Consider the following 19,318-nt stretch of genomic DNA (forward strand, 5'->3'; position numbering starts at 1 on the left):
GGGCTGAATCAGCCTTGCTTTTTGGTAACAGTCTCGACGATATGCGACGGAGCTGTATTGTATTTTTTGAATTCCATAGAGTAGCTTGCGCGACCCTGAGACATGGAACGAACGTCGGTCGCGTAACCGAACATTTCACCCAACGGAACCTCGGCACGAATAACCTTGCCGGAAACCGTATCTTCCATACCCAGAATCATGCCACGACGACGGTTAAGGTCGCCCATGACATCACCCATGTAGTCTTCAGGCGTAACGACTTCTACTGCCATGATCGGCTCGAGCAACTCACCACCGCCCTTCTGGGCCAGTTGCTTGGTTGCCATGGAAGCAGCCACCTTGAACGCCATCTCGTTGGAGTCGACGTCGTGGTAAGAACCATCAAACACAGTCGCCTTCAGGCCGATCAGCGGATAGCCGGCAACAACGCCGTTCTTCATCTGCTCTTCGATACCCTTCTGGATCGCCGGGATGTATTCCTTAGGAACCACACCACCTACGACTTCGTTCACGAATTGCAGACCTTCCTGACCTTCGTCAGCCGGTGCAAAACGGATCCAGCAGTGACCGAACTGGCCACGACCGCCGGATTGGCGAACGAACTTGCCTTCGATTTCACAGTTCTTCGTGATGCGCTCACGATAGGAAACCTGAGGCTTACCGATGTTGGCTTCGACGTTGAACTCACGGCGCATCCGGTCAACCAGGATGTCCAGGTGCAACTCGCCCATGCCGGAGATGATCGTCTGACCAGTCTCTTCATCAGTCTTGACGCGGAAAGACGGGTCTTCCTGAGCAAGCTTGCCCAGAGCGATACCCATTTTTTCCTGGTCGTCCTTGGTCTTAGGCTCAACGGCAACCGAAATAACCGGCTCCGGGAAGTCCATGCGAACCAGGATGATTGGCTTGTCGCCATTGCACAAAGTTTCACCAGTGGTGACGTCCTTCATGCCGATCAAGGCCGCGATGTCACCAGCGCGCACTTCCTTGATCTCTTCGCGGGCGTTTGCGTGCATTTGCACCATACGGCCTACGCGCTCTTTCTTGCCTTTTACAGAGTTGATCACGCCGTCGCCGGAGTTCAACACGCCCGAGTAAACACGGACAAAGGTCAAGGTACCCACGAATGGGTCGGTAGCGATCTTGAACGCCAGAGCCGAGAACGGCTCGTTGTCGTCTGCATGACGCTCCAGTTCGACACTCTCGTCATCCGGGTCAGTACCCTTGATGGCAGGAATGTCGGTCGGCGCAGGCAGGAAGTCGATAACGGCGTCGAGAACCAGGGGAACACCCTTGTTCTTGAAGGAAGAACCGCAAACAGCCAGGACGATTTCGCCAGCGATAGTACGCTGACGCAGAGCGGCCTTGATTTCCTCGTTGGTGAGTTCTTCACCCTCGAGGTACTTGTTCATCAGCTCTTCGTTGGCTTCGGCCGCAGCCTCAACCATGTTACCGCGCCACTTCTCGGCTTCTTCCAGCAATTCAGCAGGAATATCCTTGCGAACAGGGACCATGCCCTTGTCAGCATCGTTCCAGTAGACAGCTTGCATGTTGATCAGATCGATCTGACCCTGGAAGTTGTCTTCGGAACCGATAGCCAGCTGGATTGGCACTGGAGTGTGGCCCAGACGCTGCTTGATCTGACCGATCACGCGCAGGAAGTTGGCACCAGCACGGTCCATCTTGTTCACATAAACAAGACGCGGAACGCCGTATTTGTTGGCTTGACGCCATACGGTTTCCGACTGAGGCTCAACGCCCGAGGTACCGCAGAATACAACCACAGCGCCGTCGAGTACGCGCAGGGAACGTTCTACTTCAATGGTGAAGTCAACGTGGCCCGGGGTATCGATGACGTTGAAGCGGTGCTCGTCCTTGTACTGCTTCTCGGAACCCTTCCAGAAAGCGGTAATGGCAGCAGAAGTAATGGTAATACCACGCTCCTGCTCCTGCACCATCCAGTCGGTGGTCGCGGCGCCATCATGCACCTCGCCCATCTTGTGACTTTTGCCGGTGTAAAAAAGGACGCGCTCGGTGGTGGTGGTTTTACCAGCATCCACGTGAGCAACGATACCGATGTTACGGTAGCGGTTAATCGGTGTAGTACGAGCCATAAAGCCCTCGCAAATTGAGTGACGCTAAAATTAGAAGCGGTAGTGCGAGAAAGCCTTGTTGGCTTCAGCCATACGGTGCACGTCTTCACGCTTCTTAACTGCAGCACCTTTACCTTCAGCAGCGTCCAACAGTTCGCCAGCCAAACGCAGGGCCATGGACTTCTCGCCGCGCTTGCGGGCGAAGTCTACCAACCAGCGCATTGCCAGGGCGTTACGACGGGACGGACGAACTTCGACCGGAACCTGGTAAGTAGCACCGCCTACACGGCGCGACTTCACTTCGACCAGCGGAGCGATGGCGTCGAGAGCTTTCTCGAAGATTTCCAGGGGATCGCTGTTCTTGCGTTCCTTAACTTTGTCCAGTGCGCCATAAACGATACGCTCGGCAACGGCTTTCTTGCCGCTTTCCATTACGTGGTTCATGAACTTGGCGAGAATCTGGCTTCCGTATTTCGGATCGTCCAGAATCTCACGTTTGGCTGCTACGCGACGTCTTGGCATTGATAAGCCCTCAAACGGTCTTCAGGTTAGCCCGGGACAGCAGATGCGTGCCCGACCTTACTCTTATCGACTCAATAAAATTAAAAACTGCAAAACGGCCGATTATTTCGGACGCTTGGTACCGTACTTCGAACGACCCTGGTTACGACCTTTAACGCCGGAAGTATCCAAAGAGCCGCGAACGGTGTGGTAACGAACACCTGGCAAGTCTTTTACACGACCGCCGCGGATCAGTACCACGCTGTGTTCTTGCAGGTTGTGGCCTTCACCGCCGATGTACGAGGAAACCTCGAAACCGTTGGTCAGACGCACACGGCATACTTTACGCAGTGCCGAGTTAGGTTTTTTCGGCGTGGTGGTATACACACGGGTGCATACGCCACGACGTTGCGGGCAGTTCTGCAGCGCAGGCACGTCGGATTTCTCGACGATACGCTTACGCGGCTGACGTACCAGCTGGTTGATAGTTGCCATCTACTAGCTCCACTGTTGTCTTGCGACGCTATTGTCTTACAAGAAAAGCAAAATGGCAGGAACGAATTCCCGCCAAATTTAGGGGATCAAGAGTCTAAAGAGGATCTTGTCCCCAGTCAAGGCAAGGCCCCGACCTCCCCGCCCGCCGGATCTCGACAATTTGTCTCGATCCGCCGAACGGGGTGACCAGGGCCAGGCACTCAATTACCGCAGAACTCAGTTACCACTCGAGTTCAGTGCTTCGGTCAGTGCAGCTTCCACTTCACTGGCGCTTACGCGCAGCGGCTTGTCAGCATCACGGCGACGCTTGCGTTCGCTGTGATAGGCCAAACCGGTACCGGCCGGGATCAGACGACCCACGACCACGTTTTCTTTCAGGCCGCGCAGGTAATCGCGCTTGCCGGTTACCGCCGCTTCGGTCAGTACGCGGGTGGTTTCCTGGAAGGAAGCCGCCGAGATGAACGATTCGGTGGACAACGACGCCTTGGTGATACCCAGCAGCACGCGAGTGAACTTGGAGACGAACTTGTCTTCGGTCGCCAGGCGCTCGTTTTCCACCAGTACGTGAGTCAGTTCCATCTGGTCGCCCTTGATGAAACTCGAGTCGCCGGATTCAGCGATCTCGACCTTACGCAGCATCTGACGCAGGATGGTCTCGATGTGCTTGTCGTTGATCTTCACGCCTTGCAGACGGTAAACGTCCTGGATCTCGTTCACGATGTACTTGGCCAGCGCACTCACACCCAGCAGACGCAGGATGTCGTGTGGATCGCTCGGACCGTCCGAGATAACTTCGCCGCGGTTTACCTGTTCGCCTTCGAAGACGTTCAGGTGACGCCACTTCGGAATCAGCTCTTCATACGGATCGCTACCGTCGTTCGGTGTAATGACCAGGCGGCGCTTGCCCTTGGTCTCTTTACCGAACGCGATGGTGCCGCTGACTTCAGCCAGAATCGAGGCTTCTTTCGGACGACGGGCTTCGAACAAGTCGGCAACACGCGGCAGACCACCGGTGATGTCGCGAGTTTTCGAAGTTTCCTGCGGGATACGGGCGATAACATCACCGATCGCGATCCGCGCACCGTCCGCAACACCGACCAGGGCGTTGGCTGGCAGGAAGTACTGAGCGATTACGTCAGTGCCTGGCAGCAACAGATCCTTGCCGTTGTCGTCGACCATCTTCACAGCAGGACGGATGTCCTTGCCGGCAGCTGGACGATCTTTCGCATCGAGTACTTCAATGTTGGTCATACCGGTCAATTCGTCGGTCTGACGCTTGATCGTGATGCCTTCTTCCATGCCCACGTAGGTCACGGTACCTTTCATTTCGGTAACGATCGGGTGAGTGTGCGGGTCCCACTTGGCCACGATGGCGCCAGCGTCGACCTTGTCACCTTCCTTGACCGAAATCACAGCACCGTACGGCAGCTTGTAGCGCTCGCGCTCGCGACCGAAGTCGTCAGCGATAGCCAGCTCACCGGAACGCGATACAGCCACCAGGTGACCATCCACTCGCTCAACGTGCTTCAGGTTGTGCAGACGGACGGTACCGCCATTCTTCACCTGAACGCTGTCGGCCGCGGAGGTCCGGCTTGCCGCACCACCGATGTGGAACGTACGCATCGTCAGCTGGGTACCCGGCTCACCGATGGACTGGGCAGCGATAACGCCGACCGCTTCACCGATGTTCACCTGGTGACCACGTGCCAGGTCGCGACCGTAGCACTTGGCGCAGATGCCGTAGCGAGTTTCGCAGCTGATCGGCGAACGTACGATCACTTCGTCGATGCTGTTGAGCTCGATGAACTCAACCCACTTCTCGTCAACCAGGGTGCCCGCAGGAACGATTACGTCCTCGGTACCCGGCTTGAATACGTCACGGGCGATGACACGACCCAATACGCGCTCACCCAACGGCTCTACAACGTCACCGCCTTCAATGTGCGGAGTCATTACCAGGCCATGTTCGGTGCCGCAATCGATCTCGGTCACGACCAGATCCTGGGCAACGTCCACCAGACGACGAGTCAGGTAACCGGAGTTCGCGGTTTTCAACGCGGTATCCGCAAGACCCTTACGAGCACCGTGAGTGGAGATGAAGTACTGGAGTACGCTCAGGCCTTCACGGAAGTTCGCGGTAATCGGGGTCTCGATGATGGAGCCGTCCGGCTTGGCCATCAGGCCACGCATACCGGCGAGCTGACGGATCTGCGCAGCAGAACCCCGTGCGCCCGAGTCGGCCATCATGTACATCGAGTTGAAGGATTCCTGGTCGACTTCGTTGCCATGGCGGTCGATGACTTTCTCTTTCGAGAGGTTGGCCATCATCGCCTTGGATACTTCGTCGTTCGCCTTGGACCAGAGGTCGATCACCTTGTTGTACTTCTCGCCCTGGGTTACCAGGCCGGAGGCGTACTGACTTTCGATCTCTTTCACTTCTTCGGTAGCAGCACCGATGATGCGGGCTTTTTCATCCGGGATAACGAAGTCGTTAACACCGATGGAAACGCCGGAAATGGTCGAATAGGCAAAACCGGTGTACATCAACTGGTCAGCGAAGATCACGGTCTCTTTCAGACCAACCACGCGGTAGCACTGGTTGATCAGCTTGGAGATCGCCTTTTTCTTCATCGGCTGGTTGACGACGTCGTACGACAGGCCCGGTGGAACGACCTGGAACAACAGCGCACGGCCAACAGTGGTGTCGACGATACGGGTGTTCTTGACGCTGCCACCATCACGATCGTTCACGGTTTCGTTGATCCGCACCTTGACCTTGGCGTGCAGTGCGGCTTCGCCAGCACGGAACACACGGTCAACTTCCTGCAGATCCGCGAATACACGACCTTCGCCCTTGGCGTTGATCGCTTCACGCGTCATGTAGTACAGACCCAATACAACGTCCTGCGACGGAACGATGATCGGCTCACCGTTGGCTGGCGACAGGATGTTGTTGGTCGACATCATCAACGCACGCGCTTCCAACTGGGCTTCCAGTGTCAGCGGTACGTGCACGGCCATTTGGTCGCCGTCGAAGTCGGCGTTGTACGCAGCACAGACCAACGGGTGCAGCTGGATAGCCTTACCTTCGATCAGTACCGGTTCAAACGCCTGGATACCCAGACGGTGAAGGGTCGGTGCACGGTTGAGCAGAACCGGGTGTTCGCGAATCACTTCGGCGAGAACGTCCCAGACCTCTGGCAGCTCGCGCTCGACCATCTTCTTGGCGGCTTTGATGGTAGTCGCGAGACCACGCATTTCCAGCTTGCCGAAAATGAACGGCTTGAACAGCTCCAGAGCCATTTTCTTAGGCAGACCGCACTGGTGCAGACGCAGGGTCGGGCCTACGGTAATTACCGAACGACCGGAGTAGTCAACACGCTTACCGAGCAAGTTCTGACGGAAACGACCCTGCTTACCCTTGATCATGTCAGCCAGGGATTTCAGAGGACGCTTGTTGGAACCGGTGATAGCGCGGCCACGACGACCGTTGTCGAGCAGTGCATCGACCGCTTCCTGCAACATACGCTTTTCGTTGCGCACGATGATGTCCGGAGCGGACAGATCGAGCAGGCGCTTCAAGCGGTTGTTACGGTTGATCACTCGACGATACAGATCGTTGAGGTCGGAAGTCGCGAAGCGACCACCATCGAGCGGAACCAGTGGACGCAGGTCTGGCGGCAGAACCGGCAGAACGGTCAGCACCATCCACTCTGGCAGGTTGCCGGAACCCTGGAAGGCTTCCATCAACTTCAGACGCTTGGACAGCTTCTTGATCTTGGTTTCGGAGTTGGTTTGCGGAATTTCTTCGCGCAGACGGCCAATCTCGTGCTCCAGGTCGATAGCGTGCAGCAGTTCGCGGACAGCTTCGGCACCCATGCGGGCATCGAAATCGTCGCCGAACTCTTCCAGCGCTTCGAAGTACTGCTCGTCGTTGAGCAGCTGACCTTTTTCAAGGGTGGTCATGCCTGGATCGATAACGACATAGCTCTCGAAGTAGAGAACGCGTTCGATATCACGCAGGGTCATGTCCATCAGCAGGCCGATACGGGACGGCAGCGATTTCAGGAACCAGATGTGGGCAACTGGCGAGGCCAGTTCGATGTGCGCCATGCGCTCACGACGAACTTTTGCCAGCGCGACTTCAACGCCGCACTTCTCGCAGATCACACCACGGTGCTTCAAGCGCTTGTACTTACCGCACAGGCACTCGTAATCCTTGACCGGGCCAAAGATCTTGGCGCAGAACAGGCCGTCACGCTCAGGTTTGAACGTACGGTAGTTGATGGTTTCCGGTTTTTTAACTTCACCGAACGACCACGAACGGATCATCTCAGGCGAGGCCAATCCAATACGGATGGCGTCGAACTCTTCGACTTGACCCTGGTTTTTCAGCAAATTCAGTAGGTCTTTCAAGGCCTTTCCTCCTGGCGGAGCAGAGAGCGGGCAAAACAGCCCCGCTCTCGATTCGCGTCACGTGTTATTCGGTTTCCAGATCGATATCGATGCCGAGGGAACGAATTTCCTTGATCAACACGTTGAAAGACTCGGGCATGCCCGGCTCCATACGGTGATCGCCGTCCACGATGTTTTTGTACATCTTGGTCCGGCCGTTCACATCGTCCGACTTCACTGTGAGCATTTCTTGCAGAGTGTATGCAGCACCGTACGCTTCCAGTGCCCAGACCTCCATCTCCCCGAAACGCTGACCACCGAACTGCGCCTTACCACCCAGCGGCTGCTGGGTAACCAGGCTGTAAGAACCGGTAGAACGAGCGTGCATCTTGTCGTCTACCAAGTGGTTCAGCTTCAGCATGTACATGTAGCCAACGGTAACCGGGCGCTCGAACTTGTTGCCGGTACGGCCGTCGAACAGCTGCATCTGGCCGCTTTCTGGCAGGTCCGCCAGTTTCAGCATGGCCTTGATTTCGCTTTCCTTGGCACCGTCGAACACCGGAGTAGCCATTGGAACGCCGCCGCGCAGGTTCTTCGCCAGGTCCAGGATTTCCTGGTCGGAGAAGGTGTCCAGCTCTTCGTTGCGGCCGCCGATTTCGTTGTAGATCTCGTGCAGGAACTTACGCAGGTCCGCGACCTTGCGCTGCTCTTCGATCATACGGTTGATCTTCTCGCCCAAGCCCTTGGCCGCGAGGCCCAGGTGGGTTTCAAGGATCTGACCAACGTTCATACGCGAAGGTACGCCCAACGGGTTGAGGACCACATCGACCGGGGTGCCATTGGCATCGTGCGGCATGTCTTCAACCGGCATGATCACGGAGACCACACCCTTGTTACCGTGACGACCAGCCATCTTGTCGCCCGGCTGGATGCGGCGACGGATTGCCAGGTAAACCTTGACGATTTTCAGCACGCCTGGAGCCAGGTCATCGCCCTGCTGCAGTTTGCGCTTCTTGTCTTCGAACTTGTCGTCCAGCAGACGGCGGCGATCAACGATATAGGCCTGGGCCTTCTCGAGCTGCTCGTTCAGAGCATCTTCAGCCATGCGCAGTTTGAACCACTGGCCATGCTCAAGACCGTCGAGAACTTCGTCGGTGATTTCCTGACCTTTCTTCAGGCCGGCGCCGCCTTCGGCTTTGTGGCCGACCAGAGCGGAGCGCAGACGCTCGAAAGTTGCGCCTTCGACGATACGGAACTCTTCGTTCAGGTCCTTGCGGATCTCGTCGAGTTGAGTCTTCTCGATGGACAGTGCACGAGCATCACGCTCAACACCGTCGCGAGTGAAGACTTGTACGTCGATGACGGTACCCTTGGTGCCGGTAGGCACGCGCAGGGAGGTGTCTTTAACGTCGCTGGCTTTTTCACCGAAGATGGCACGCAGCAGTTTTTCTTCCGGAGTCAGCTGGGTCTCGCCTTTCGGAGTGACCTTGCCCACCAGAATGTCGCCTGCGCCTACTTCAGCACCTACGTAAACGATACCGGCTTCGTCCAGCTTGTTCAGTGCAGCTTCACCCACGTTCGGGATGTCCGCAGTGATTTCCTCTGGGCCAAGCTTGGTGTCACGAGCCACACAGGTCAGTTCCTGGATGTGGATCGTGGTGAAGCGGTCTTCCTGAACCACACGCTCGGACAGGCAGATGGAGTCTTCGAAGTTGAAGCCGTTCCATGCCATGAACGCGATGCGCATGTTCTGACCCAGCGCCAGCTCACCCATATCGGTGGACGGACCGTCGGCCATGATGTCGCTGCGCTGAACCCGATCACCCTTGCTCACCAGCGGACGCTGGTTGATGCAGGTGTTCTGGTTGGAGCGGGTGTATTTGGTCAGGTTGTAGATGTCGACACCGGCTTCGCCAGTTTCAACTTCGTCATCGGCAACACGAACCACGATACGGCTGGCGTCGACGGAGTCGATCACGCCACCACGACGAGCCACGACGCAAACGCCGGAGTCACGGGCAACGTTACGCTCCATGCCGGTACCTACCAGCGGCTTGTCGGCACGCAGGGTGGGTACAGCTTGACGCTGCATGTTCGAACCCATCAACGCACGGTTGGCGTCGTCGTGCTCGAGGAACGGGATCAGCGACGCTGCAACCGAAACTACCTGCTTCGGCGACACGTCCATCAAGGTGACGTCTTCCGGCGCCTTGACGGTGAACTCGTTCAAGTGACGAACAGCTACCAGCTCGTCGACCAGGACCTTCTTGTCGTTCATCGTGGCCGAAGCCTGAGCGATCACGTGATCAGCTTCTTCGATGGCGGACAGGAACACGATCTCGTCGGTCACCAGGGCGTCTTTCACCACACGGTACGGGCTCTCGAGGAAGCCGTACTGGTTGGTGCGCGCATAGGCAGCCAGGGAGTTGATCAGACCGATGTTCGGACCTTCCGGCGTTTCGATCGGGCATACACGACCGTAGTGCGTCGGGTGTACGTCACGAACTTCGAAGCCTGCACGCTCACGGGTCAGACCGCCCGGGCCGAGTGCGGAGACGCGACGCTTGTGGGTGATCTCGGACAGCGGGTTGTTCTGGTCCATGAACTGGGACAGCTGGCTCGAACCGAAGAACTCCTTCACCGCCGCAGCCACAGGCTTGGCGTTGATCAGGTCTTGCGGCATCAGGCCTTCGCTTTCAGCCATCGACAGACGTTCCTTGACCGCACGCTCTACGCGCACCAGGCCAACACGGAACTGGTTCTCGGCCATCTCGCCTACACAGCGAACACGACGGTTACCCAGGTGGTCGATGTCATCGACGATGCCCTTGCCGTTACGGATGTCGACCAAGGTCTTGAGGACCGCAACGATGTCGTCCTTGTTCAGTACACCCGAACCTTCGATCTCGGTACGACCGATACGACGGTTGAACTTCATCCGGCCGACCGCAGACAGGTCATAGCGCTCAGGGCTGAAGAACAGGTTGTTGAACAGGGTCTCGGCGGCATCCTTGGTTGGCGGCTCGCCAGGACGCATCATGCGATAGATCTCGACCAGGGCTTCCAGTTGGTTGCCGGTGGAGTCGATCTTCAGCGTGTCGGAGATGAACGGACCGCAGTCGATGTCGTTGGTGTACAGCGTCTCGATGCGAACGACCTGGGCCTTGGCGATTTTCGCCAGGATCTCGGTGTTCAGCTCGGTGTTGCACTCTGCCAGGATTTCGCCGGTGGCCGGATGCACGATGACCTTGGCCGTGGTGCGACCCAGGACGTAGTCCAGAGGCACCTGCAGCTCTTTGATCCCGGCTTTTTCCAGCTGGTTGATGTGGCGAGCGGTGATACGACGACCCTGCTCGACAATAACCTTGCCTTTGTCATCCTGGATATCGAGGACAGCGATTTCACCGCGCAGGCGCTGTGGCACCAGTTCCAGGCTGAGGTTTTCACCTTGCACATGGAAAACGTTGGTGGTGTAGAACGCGTCCAGCACTTCTTCGGTGGTATAGCCGAGCGCGCGCAGCAGTACCGATGCAGGCAGCTTGCGACGACGGTCGATACGCACGAATACGCAGTCTTTCGGGTCGAACTCGAAGTCCAACCACGAACCGCGGTAAGGAATGATGCGCGCGGAGTAAAGCAGTTTGCCGGAGCTGTGCGTCTTGCCACGGTCGTGGTCGAAGAACACGCCCGGAGAACGGTGCAGCTGGGAAACGATTACACGCTCGGTACCGTTGATTACGAAGGTACCGTTCTCAGTCATCAGGGGGATTTCACCCATGTAGACTTCTTGCTCTTTGATGTCCTTGATCGCTTTGTTCGACGATTCTTTGTCGAAAATGATCAGGCGCACTTTTACCCGCAAAGGTACGGCGTAAGTAACACCGCGCAATACGCATTCTTTGACATCAAATGCCGGTTCGCCCAGGCGATAACCGACGTACTCCAGCGCAGCATTGCCGGAGTAGCTGATGATCGGGAAAACGGATTTGAAGGCCGCATGCAGGCCCACGTCGCGGAACTGATCTTTAGTCGCTCCCGCTTGCAAGAATTCACGATACGAATCCAGCTGGATGGCCAGGAGGTACGGCACATCCATGACGTCCGGCAACTTGCTAAAGTCCTTGCGGATACGTTTTTTCTCAGTATATGAGTAAGCCATCAGCGTTCCCCAGCTTGGTCACCTGCTTGTTTGGCCCCTCCCGACGGGAGCAGCCAGAAAATCGTGCAAACCCCATGGTTTGCGCCACCACATCGGGTGGTTACAGCTCGTGATCAGCACCGACCCAGTCGGCTGCCAATAACGGAAAAAGGCCGGTGGCAAGAGCCACCAGCCATCAGCCTGTCGCTTAACGCTCGGGCTGGAGACGCAAAGTCGATGCTTACTTCAGCTCGACTTTAGCGCCTGCTTCTTCCAGAACTGCTTTGGCTTTGTCAGCTGCGTCTTTGGCAACAGCTTCCAGAACCATGGCAGGAGCGCCGTCAACTACAGCCTTGGCTTCTTTCAGGCCCAGACCGGTCAGTTCACGTACTGCCTTGATCACGTTTACTTTCTTCTCGCCAGCTTCGGTCAGCATGACGTTGAATTCGGTTTGCTCTTCAGCAACGGCAGCAGCAACAGCTGGACCAGCGGAAGCAGCAGCAGCGGTAACACCGAATTTTTCTTCGAAAGCTTTGATCAGCTCAACAACTTCCATTACGGACATGTTGCCAACGGCTTCGAGGATATCGTTTTGAGAGATAGACATGACTCTAAATTCCTGGATTGGGGGACGGCCTACGCGACCATCGAAATAAACAAAAAACGCGAAAAGGAGTGTCGAGCCTTAGGCTGCGGCAGCTTCTTTCTGGTCGCGCAGTGCCGCCAGAGTACGAGCCAATTTGCTGGTTGCGCCTTGAATCACGCTCATCAGCTGGGAAATTGCTTCGTCACGGGTCGGCAGAGTTGCCAGTACGTCGATCTGGTTAGCTGCGAGGAACTTGCCCTCGAACGCAGCTGCCTTAATCTCGAACTTGTCCTGACCTTTGGCGAATTCCTTGAACAAACGGGCAGCAGCGCCAGGATGTTGGGTGGAGAACGCGATCAAGGTCGGGCCGGTGAACACGTCGTTGAGGACACTGTATTCAGTGTCAGCAACAGCGCGCTTGAGCAGGGTGTTACGTACAACACGTACGTAAACGCCAGCTTCACGAGCCTCTTTACGGAGTCCGGTCATAGCGCCTACTGTTACGCCACGGGCATCAGCCACGACAGCGGACAGAGCAGCTTTGGCAGCCTCGTTGACTTCAGCGACGATGGCCTTCTTGTCTTCGAGTTTAATTGCCACGGGTTTAACTCCTGCTTGTTACCGTTTCATCCGGTCGAAACCGAATGTCGTTTTGGTGTCTGATTCGGTAAGGAACCGGGAGCACCATCTGCGTAGGCTTGTGGTTTAAGACTTGCGTCGCCTACGGTCTTGGACAGCCCCCGCCAGGCAGGGACCCCAATTTTTTGATTGGCGCAATTACTTGCGCCAACCTGAGTCTTACGCGTCGAGCGAGCTCTGATCGATGACCAGACCTGGGCCCATAGTGGTGCTCAGGGTAACGCGCTTGACGTAGATACCTTTCGAAGAAGCTGGCTTGATACGCTTCAGATCAGCGATCAGGGCTTCAACGTTTTCCTTCAGCTTGACGGCGTCGAAGCCGATCTTGCCAACGGAAGTGTGGATGATGCCGTTTTTGTCGGTGCGATAACGAACCTGACCAGCCTTGGCGTTTTTAACCGCGGTGGCTACGTCTGGCGTTACGGTGCCGACTTTAGGGTTAGGCATCAGACCACGTGGACCGAGGATCTGACCCAACTGACCTACAACGCGCATGGCATCCGGGGATGCGATCACTACGTCATAGTTCAGGTCGCCGCCCTTCATTTCAGCAGCCAGATCGTCCATGCCTACGCGATCAGCACCAGCAGCCAGAGCAGCTTCAGCTGCTGGGCCCTGGGTGAAGACAGCTACACGAACGGTCTTGCCAGTGCCGTGTGGCAGCACAGTAGCGCTACGAACGACCTGGTCGGATTTACGTGGGTCAACGCCCAGGTTTACAGCAACGTCGAACGACTCGCTGAACTTGACAGTCGACAGCTCAGCCAGCAGAGCGGCGGCGTCTACAAAGTTGTAGGCCTTGCCTGCTTCGATTTTGCCGGCGATAGCCTTTTGACGCTTGGTCAGCTTAGCCATTACACACCCTCCACGTTAAGGCCCATGCTACGAGCAGAACCGGCGATAGTACGCACGGCTGCATCCATATCAGCTGCAGTCAGATCCGCGTTTTTGGTTTTCGCGATTTCTTCCAGCTGAGCACGGGTAACGGTGCCAACCTTAACGGTGTTTGGACGAGCGGAACCGCTGGTCAAACCTGCAGCCTTCTTCAGCAGAACCGAAGCTGGGGTGCTTTTTGTTTCGAAAGTGAAGCTACGGTCGCTGTAGACAGTGATGATCACTGGAGTCGGCAGACCTGGCTCAAGACCCTGAGTACGGGCGTTGAAGGCCTTGCAGAATTCCATGATGTTCACGCCGTGCTGACCCAGGGCAGGACCAACAGGTGGGCTTGGGTTAGCCTGAGCGGCCTTCACTTGCAGCTTGATGTAAGCGGTAATTTTCTTGGCCATGAGGCACTCCAATTACGGGTTCGAACGCCTCGAAAGGCTCCCCGGTTACTTGCGCGTTTATCCCAGTGACGACAAAACCCCACAGCCTTGGGCTGCGGGGTTGGGATGCCTGCTCAATCAGACCTTTTCGACCTGACTGAACTCTAGCTCTACCGGAGTAGAGCGACCGAAAATGAGCACTGCCACTTGGATCCGGCTCTTTTCGTAGTTAACTTCTTCAACCGTGCCATTGAAATCAGCGAATGGACCGTCGGTGACGCGTACAACCTCACCTGGTTCAAACAGTGTCTTCGGCTTCGGCTTGTCGCTACCATCAGCGACGCGACGCAGAATCGCTTCTGCCTCTTTATCTGTGATCGGCGCAGGCTTGTCGGCGGTACCGCCAATGAAGCCCATCACCCGAGGGGTATCCTTGACCAAGTGCCAAGTCCCTTCGTTCATGTCCATCTGTACCAGCACGTAGCCCGGAAAGAACTTACGTTCACTTTTGCGCTTCTGGCCATTACGCATCTCAACCACTTCTTCAGTGGGGACCAGAATCTCGCCAAAGCCATCTTCCATGCCAGCCAGCTTTACGCGCTCTACCAACGAGCGCATAACATGCTTCTCGTAACCCGAGTAAGCATGCACAACGTACCAACGCTTAGCCACGGGACACCCTTAGCCAACAATCAAGGAAACAAGCCAGCCGAGCAGGGAATCGAGCCCCCACAACAGCAACGCCATTACCAGAACAACAGCCACAACGATCAACGTGGTCTGCGTGGTTTCTTGGCGAGTCGGCCATACGACTTTACGAATCTCGGTGCGAGCTTCCTTAGCGAGTACAAAGAAAGACTTGCCCTTGGCTGTCTGCAGGCCTACAAAGGCAGCAACAGCAGCAATGGCAAGCAATGCAAGTACGCGGTACAGGATCGGCGAAGCAGAATAATACTGATTGCCAACAACGCCAATAACCACCAAAGCGACTACCACTAGCCACTTGAGCAGATCGAAGCGAGAGCCTTGAGCTTCAGCTTTAGGAGTCATCTATGAAGATCCTGTGAAAAGAAAGCCAGACACACCGAGTGAATCTGGCAGGTCAGGAGGGAATCGAACCCCCAACCTACGGTTTTGGAGACCGTCGCTCTGCCAATTGAGCTACTGACCTAAAACAAAATCAGGCCGACCATTATGCCGGCCCGAAAAAGACATTACAACTGTTTACTCGATGACTTTGGCTACGACGCCAGCGCCGACGGTACGACCGCCTTCACGGATAGCGAAACGCAAACCGTCTTCCATCGCGATGGTCTTGATCAGGGTAACAGTCATCTGAATGTTGTCACCTGGCATTACCATTTCAACGCCTTCTGGCAGCTCGCAGTTACCAGTCACGTCAGTTGTACGGAAGTAGAATTGTGGACGGTAGCCTTTGAAGAACGGAGTATGACGACCACCTTCTTCCTTGCTCAGAACGTAAACTTCTGCGGTGAATTTGGTGTGCGGCTTGACGGTGCCTGGCTTGACCAGAACCTGGCCACGCTCAACGTCGTCACGCTTGGTACCGCGCAGCAGCACGCCGCAGTTCTCGCCAGCGCGACCTTCGTCGAGTAGCTTGCGGAACATTTCAACACCAGTGCAGGTAGTTTTCTGAGTATCGCGCAGACCGACGATCTCAACCTCTTCCTGGATACGGACGATGCCACGCTCAACACGACCAGTCACAACAGTACCGCGACCAGAGATCGAGAATACGTCTTCGATTGGCATCAGGAACGGCTTGTCGATAGCACGCTCTGGCTCTGGGATGTAGCTATCCAGAGTTTCCACCAGCTTCTTGACAGCAGTGGTACCCATTTCGTTGTCGTCTTGGCCGTTCAGAGCCATCAGCGCCGAACCGATGATGATTGGAGTGTCATCACCCGGGAAGTCGTAAGTGCTCAGCAGATCGCGCACTTCCATCTCAACCAGTTCCAGCAGCTCAGCGTCGTCAACCATGTCAGCCTTGTTCAGGAAGACAACGATGTACGGAACGCCTACCTGACGGGACAGCAGGATGTGCTCACGGGTTTGCGGCATCGGACCATCAGCGGCCGAGCAAACCAGGATCGCGCCGTCCATCTGGGCAGCACCAGTGATCATGTTTTTTACGTAGTCGGCGTGACCTGGGCAGTCAACGTGCGCATAGTGACGCACAGCCGAATCGTATTCAACGTGAGCGGTGTTGATGGTGATACCGCGAGCTTTCTCTTCCGGGGCGCTGTCGATCTTGTCGAAGTCAACCTTGGCCGAACCGAAAACTTCGGAGCAGACACGGGTCAGAGCAGCGGTCAGGGTGGTTTTACCGTGATCGACGTGACCAATGGTACCAACGTTGACGTGCGGCTTATTACGTTCGAACTTTTCCTTAGCCATCGAAATCACCCCTAGGAGAAGAATTTAGCGAGTCACACAAGCCATTAAAACAAAGGCAGATATTTTCATATCTGCCTTGTTATATGGAGCTCTTGAGCGGATTTGAACCGCTGACCTCACCCTTACCAAGGGTGTGCTCTACCAACTGAGCTACAAGAGCGAAACACTTTGCACAACCTGCAAACTTGGAGCGGGTAGCGGGAATCGAACCCGCATCATCAGCTTGGAAGGCTGAGGTTCTACCACTAAACTATACCCGCGGAGCTTGCAGCTCACGCTAAAAATGGTGGAGGGGGAAGGATTCGAACCTTCGAAGTCGTAGACGTCAGATTTACAGTCTGATCCCTTTGGCCGCTCGGGAACCCCTCCTAAGCGAGCCGGCATTCTATATCATGCCAGCCTTCTGTCAAGCATTTTCTCATTAAAAACCTGAGGTTAGCTGCGTTGACCTCGCTTCGTATCGCCAACCTTTAAAGGTCTTCGCTGCGAAGCGGGCGCCATTCTATGCAAACTACCCTGCGGGTGCAACCCCTTCGCATGGCATTATTTTATGTTTTAACTCATTGAATTCTTTAGAAAGGTTTTGAAGCAACGTTTCATTCACCTTTCCCGCGCTTTCCTGGGAAACCTGAACCCAGAATCCCCCACCCTCAGGGAGATTTGGCGAGTTCGGCGCAGCAGAACGAGCTACGACGCCCGAGGCGGCCAATCGCTGCTCCAACTGCCTGGCCAGCTCCGGACGAACAAAACCGCCCAAGTAAACACAGGTCTTTTGCGCTTCACCGGGTTTACCCAGGTCGCGCCTGACAAGTGCATCCGCCGTCTCGCTCAACAGGTGAATATCCTGCTGCGAACCGCGGTACAAACTGAGCGGAGTCACATCCTTGGCGCGAAGTGGAGCCTCCTGCTGATGCCAGATGTAGTAGAAGACATTCAAAACCAGCAACAACAGAAACAACCACCGCATAGAAACCTCAAGACAAAGGACAGGCCATCGCCAAACCGACAAAAACCAGGTCGGGCACCACTTTGGCATCAGGAACAACCCCGGAAACCAGATTGGCGTCCCCACCCGTGAGAAACACCACGAAATCATTTCCCCAATATTGCCGCGCCAATTCAAGCTGCGTCAGGACAAACCCTCTGAGCATCAGCATGCAACCGCGCTCGACCGCTTCAACAGTTGTCCGACCTGGAGCGAGACTCTCATGGGCTCGCTCGGCCGCCATATCGTCATAGCGAATTCTTCGCGTATGAGTACGCAATTGGTTACGCATCAAAGGCATGCCCGGACAAATGAATCCGCCGAGATGCTCACCGTCCGTCGCCACAAAATCAGCAGTAATGGCAGTACCGAAATCGAGGACCAGGCACGCACCCGAAGCAAGATGGAACCCACCAAGCAGGGCCAGCCATCGATCAAGCCCCAACCGCTCGTAATCCTGGTAGCCGTTTTTCACCCCCGCCATTTCTCGGGCAGGCACAGCACGAGTCACCGACACCCCATACGCATCAACCAGAGAGGCGACCAATGAATCTGTCTCCTCCAGGGTCCTCACACTAACAAGACGACATTTCTTGAGCTGGAACTTCTCAGCATTACTCAGACTCACCAGCAAATCGCTGTCAGAGCTGACCACACCGCCGTCAACCGACGTCACCCCGTCGGCACGAAGAACACGCCATTTGATAAAGCTATTGCCGCAGTCAAGCTCAAGAATCATTACGCAACCTCAGACTGAGCTCACCACCGCTAAAGTTTTTTTCCACACCGTCCACCTTCAACCGCAGCGCACCCTGGTGATCAATGCCCAGCACAACACCGTCAATTTTATTAACACCAGCAATCAGGGAGACAGCCCTCCCCTGCCAAAGATGATATTGCTCCCACTCCGACTGTATTGCGGCAAACCCCGATGCGTGATGAAGCCTCAGATAGCGCTGAAGCTTCGCACCCAATCGTGCCACCAGCTCATTTCGATCAAAATCCCTTCCAGCTTCAAGGCACATGGATGTCCACTGCTGGTCGACCTCATCAGTCGATTGCATATTCACATTAATCCCCACGCCCAGGACAACATGGCAAACGTCCGCAGGATCCCCCACCAACTCAAGCAAGATGCCGGCGATCTTTTTCTCTCCCACCAGGACATCATTAGGCCATTTCAGCCCCGCCTCAGCGATGCCCATATCACGCAGGGCATGCATAACCGCAAGTCCGACGACCAGGCTCAGCCCTTCGATCTGCCGCATGCCGCCGTCAATGCGCAGCACCAGGCTGTGATAGAGGTTTTCGGCAAACGGACTGACCCACTTACGACCACGACGACCGCGACCAGCGATCTGTCGCTCGGCCAAAACCATGAACGGTGCCGCCGCCCCACGCTCGATCAAACGCAGCGCCTCGGCATTGGTCGAGTCGATAGCGTCAAAGACATGGACAGGCCACTCATGAAGGCCTTTTGCGTAAATCTCTGCAGCATCCAAAAATACCAGTGGCTTAGCCAACTGATACCCCCTACCTCGAACCTTATGAACAGACAATCCTATTTCTGCTTCCAAGTGCTGCAATTGCTTCCATACAGCACTACGACTGATACCCAGCGCAGCACCCAGCGCCTGCCCTGAATGAAAGCGCCCATCCTTCAGAAGTTTTAGCAACGTGAGCATGCGGACTGCGCCCTGATAATGAGGCCCGCATGATAGCCATGCACAAGACCGTTGCATAGAAACACGAAATGACTTTCCTGCGGGCAAAACAAAACCCCTACCTGCATCAGCAGATAGG

At 55.8% G+C, this 19,318-nt stretch carries 15 protein-coding genes and 4 tRNA genes; all 19 read right to left on the reverse strand.

What is annotated here, in order from left to right:
- Positions 1-8: 8 nt before the first annotated feature.
- Complete coding sequence (gene fusA / locus HU749_RS26905; RefSeq protein WP_014340475.1) at positions 9-2,114, reverse strand: elongation factor G; 2,106 nt, start codon at positions 2,112-2,114, stop codon at positions 9-11.
- Between the two features lie 30 nt (positions 2,115-2,144).
- Positions 2,145-2,615 (reverse strand): 30S ribosomal protein S7, encoded by a 471-nt coding sequence (rpsG, locus tag HU749_RS26910; RefSeq protein ID WP_003186074.1) that lies wholly within the window; start codon positions 2,613-2,615, stop codon positions 2,145-2,147.
- Positions 2,616-2,717: 102 nt separating this feature from the next.
- Positions 2,718-3,089, reverse strand: a complete 372-nt coding sequence (rpsL, locus tag HU749_RS26915; RefSeq protein ID WP_003186084.1) for a 30S ribosomal protein S12 — start codon at positions 3,087-3,089, stop codon at positions 2,718-2,720.
- A gap of 216 nt (positions 3,090-3,305) precedes the next feature.
- Positions 3,306-7,505 carry a DNA-directed RNA polymerase subunit beta' gene (gene rpoC / locus HU749_RS26920; RefSeq protein ID WP_003206095.1) on the reverse strand — a complete coding sequence of 1,400 codons (4,200 nt, stop codon included), beginning with the start codon at positions 7,503-7,505 and terminating at the stop codon, positions 3,306-3,308.
- Between the two features lie 64 nt (positions 7,506-7,569).
- Positions 7,570-11,643, reverse strand: a complete 4,074-nt coding sequence (rpoB, locus tag HU749_RS26925; RefSeq protein ID WP_013694338.1) for a DNA-directed RNA polymerase subunit beta — start codon at positions 11,641-11,643, stop codon at positions 7,570-7,572.
- A 220-nt stretch (positions 11,644-11,863) separates the two neighbouring features.
- On the reverse strand, positions 11,864-12,229 hold the full coding sequence (gene rplL / locus HU749_RS26930; RefSeq protein WP_003206098.1) for a 50S ribosomal protein L7/L12: 366 nt from the start codon (positions 12,227-12,229) through the stop codon (positions 11,864-11,866).
- 78 nt (positions 12,230-12,307) lie between these two features.
- On the reverse strand, positions 12,308-12,808 hold the full coding sequence (gene rplJ, locus HU749_RS26935; protein ID WP_003206099.1) for a 50S ribosomal protein L10: 501 nt from the start codon (positions 12,806-12,808) through the stop codon (positions 12,308-12,310).
- Between the two features lie 198 nt (positions 12,809-13,006).
- On the reverse strand, positions 13,007-13,702 hold the full coding sequence (gene rplA / locus HU749_RS26940) for a 50S ribosomal protein L1 (protein ID WP_003186095.1): 696 nt from the start codon (positions 13,700-13,702) through the stop codon (positions 13,007-13,009).
- Positions 13,702-14,133 (reverse strand): 50S ribosomal protein L11, encoded by a 432-nt coding sequence (gene rplK, locus HU749_RS26945; RefSeq protein ID WP_003176435.1) that lies wholly within the window; start codon positions 14,131-14,133, stop codon positions 13,702-13,704. The genes rplA and rplK overlap by 1 nt, the downstream gene beginning before the upstream one ends.
- Before the next feature lie 117 nt (positions 14,134-14,250).
- Positions 14,251-14,784 (reverse strand): transcription termination/antitermination protein NusG, encoded by a 534-nt coding sequence (gene nusG / locus HU749_RS26950; RefSeq protein WP_003186097.1) that lies wholly within the window; start codon positions 14,782-14,784, stop codon positions 14,251-14,253.
- A gap of 9 nt (positions 14,785-14,793) precedes the next feature.
- Positions 14,794-15,162, reverse strand: a complete 369-nt coding sequence (gene secE / locus HU749_RS26955) for a preprotein translocase subunit SecE (protein WP_003206102.1) — start codon at positions 15,160-15,162, stop codon at positions 14,794-14,796.
- Positions 15,163-15,207: 45 nt separating this feature from the next.
- A tRNA-Trp gene (locus HU749_RS26960) sits at positions 15,208-15,283 on the reverse strand.
- 53 nt (positions 15,284-15,336) lie between these two features.
- Positions 15,337-16,530: an elongation factor Tu gene (gene tuf / locus HU749_RS26965; RefSeq protein ID WP_003186103.1), complete on the reverse strand. Its 1,194-nt coding sequence runs from the start codon at positions 16,528-16,530 to the stop codon at positions 15,337-15,339.
- Positions 16,531-16,614: 84 nt separating this feature from the next.
- Positions 16,615-16,690: transfer RNA gene (locus tag HU749_RS26970), tRNA-Thr, on the reverse strand.
- A gap of 26 nt (positions 16,691-16,716) precedes the next feature.
- Positions 16,717-16,790: transfer RNA gene (locus HU749_RS26975), tRNA-Gly, on the reverse strand.
- 24 nt (positions 16,791-16,814) lie between these two features.
- A tRNA-Tyr gene (locus HU749_RS26980) sits at positions 16,815-16,899 on the reverse strand.
- 142 nt (positions 16,900-17,041) lie between these two features.
- Positions 17,042-17,497, reverse strand: coding sequence for a hypothetical protein (locus HU749_RS26985; protein ID WP_046064837.1), 456 nt, complete (start codon positions 17,495-17,497; stop codon positions 17,042-17,044).
- Positions 17,498-17,504: 7 nt separating this feature from the next.
- Entirely contained in the window at positions 17,505-18,254 is a 750-nt protein-coding gene (locus HU749_RS26990) for a pantothenate kinase (RefSeq protein WP_186652297.1), read from the reverse strand.
- Entirely contained in the window at positions 18,244-19,200 is a 957-nt protein-coding gene (birA, locus tag HU749_RS26995) for a bifunctional biotin--[acetyl-CoA-carboxylase] ligase/biotin operon repressor BirA (RefSeq protein ID WP_186652295.1), read from the reverse strand. The genes HU749_RS26990 and birA overlap by 11 nt, the downstream gene beginning before the upstream one ends.
- Positions 19,201-19,318 lie beyond the last annotated feature (118 nt).

Origin of the sequence: Pseudomonas ogarae (assembly GCF_014268695.2) — a bacterium.
GTDB lineage: Bacteria > Pseudomonadota > Gammaproteobacteria > Pseudomonadales > Pseudomonadaceae > Aquipseudomonas > Aquipseudomonas kilonensis.

Coding starts and splice junctions, on each gene's coding strand:
- HU749_RS26990 (WP_186652297.1), bottom strand. CDS start 18,254: ATGATTCTTGAGCTTGACTGCGGCAATAGCTTTATCAAATGGCGTGTT.
- birA (WP_186652295.1), bottom strand. CDS start 19,200: ATGCTCACGTTGCTAAAACTTCTGAAGGATGGGCGCTTTCATTCAGGG.
- rplK (WP_003176435.1), bottom strand. CDS start 14,133: ATGGCCAAGAAAATTACCGCTTACATCAAGCTGCAAGTGAAGGCCGCT.
- fusA (WP_014340475.1), bottom strand. CDS start 2,114: ATGGCTCGTACTACACCGATTAACCGCTACCGTAACATCGGTATCGTT.
- rpsG (WP_003186074.1), bottom strand. CDS start 2,615: ATGCCAAGACGTCGCGTAGCAGCCAAACGTGAGATTCTGGACGATCCG.
- tuf (WP_003186103.1), bottom strand. CDS start 16,530: ATGGCTAAGGAAAAGTTCGAACGTAATAAGCCGCACGTCAACGTTGGT.
- rpsL (WP_003186084.1), bottom strand. CDS start 3,089: ATGGCAACTATCAACCAGCTGGTACGTCAGCCGCGTAAGCGTATCGTC.
- rpoB (WP_013694338.1), bottom strand. CDS start 11,643: ATGGCTTACTCATATACTGAGAAAAAACGTATCCGCAAGGACTTTAGC.
- rplL (WP_003206098.1), bottom strand. CDS start 12,229: ATGTCTATCTCTCAAAACGATATCCTCGAAGCCGTTGGCAACATGTCC.
- rplA (WP_003186095.1), bottom strand. CDS start 13,702: ATGGCTAAGCTGACCAAGCGTCAAAAGGCTATCGCCGGCAAAATCGAA.
- HU749_RS26985 (WP_046064837.1), bottom strand. CDS start 17,497: ATGCGGTGGTTGTTTCTGTTGTTGCTGGTTTTGAATGTCTTCTACTAC.
- secE (WP_003206102.1), bottom strand. CDS start 15,162: ATGACTCCTAAAGCTGAAGCTCAAGGCTCTCGCTTCGATCTGCTCAAG.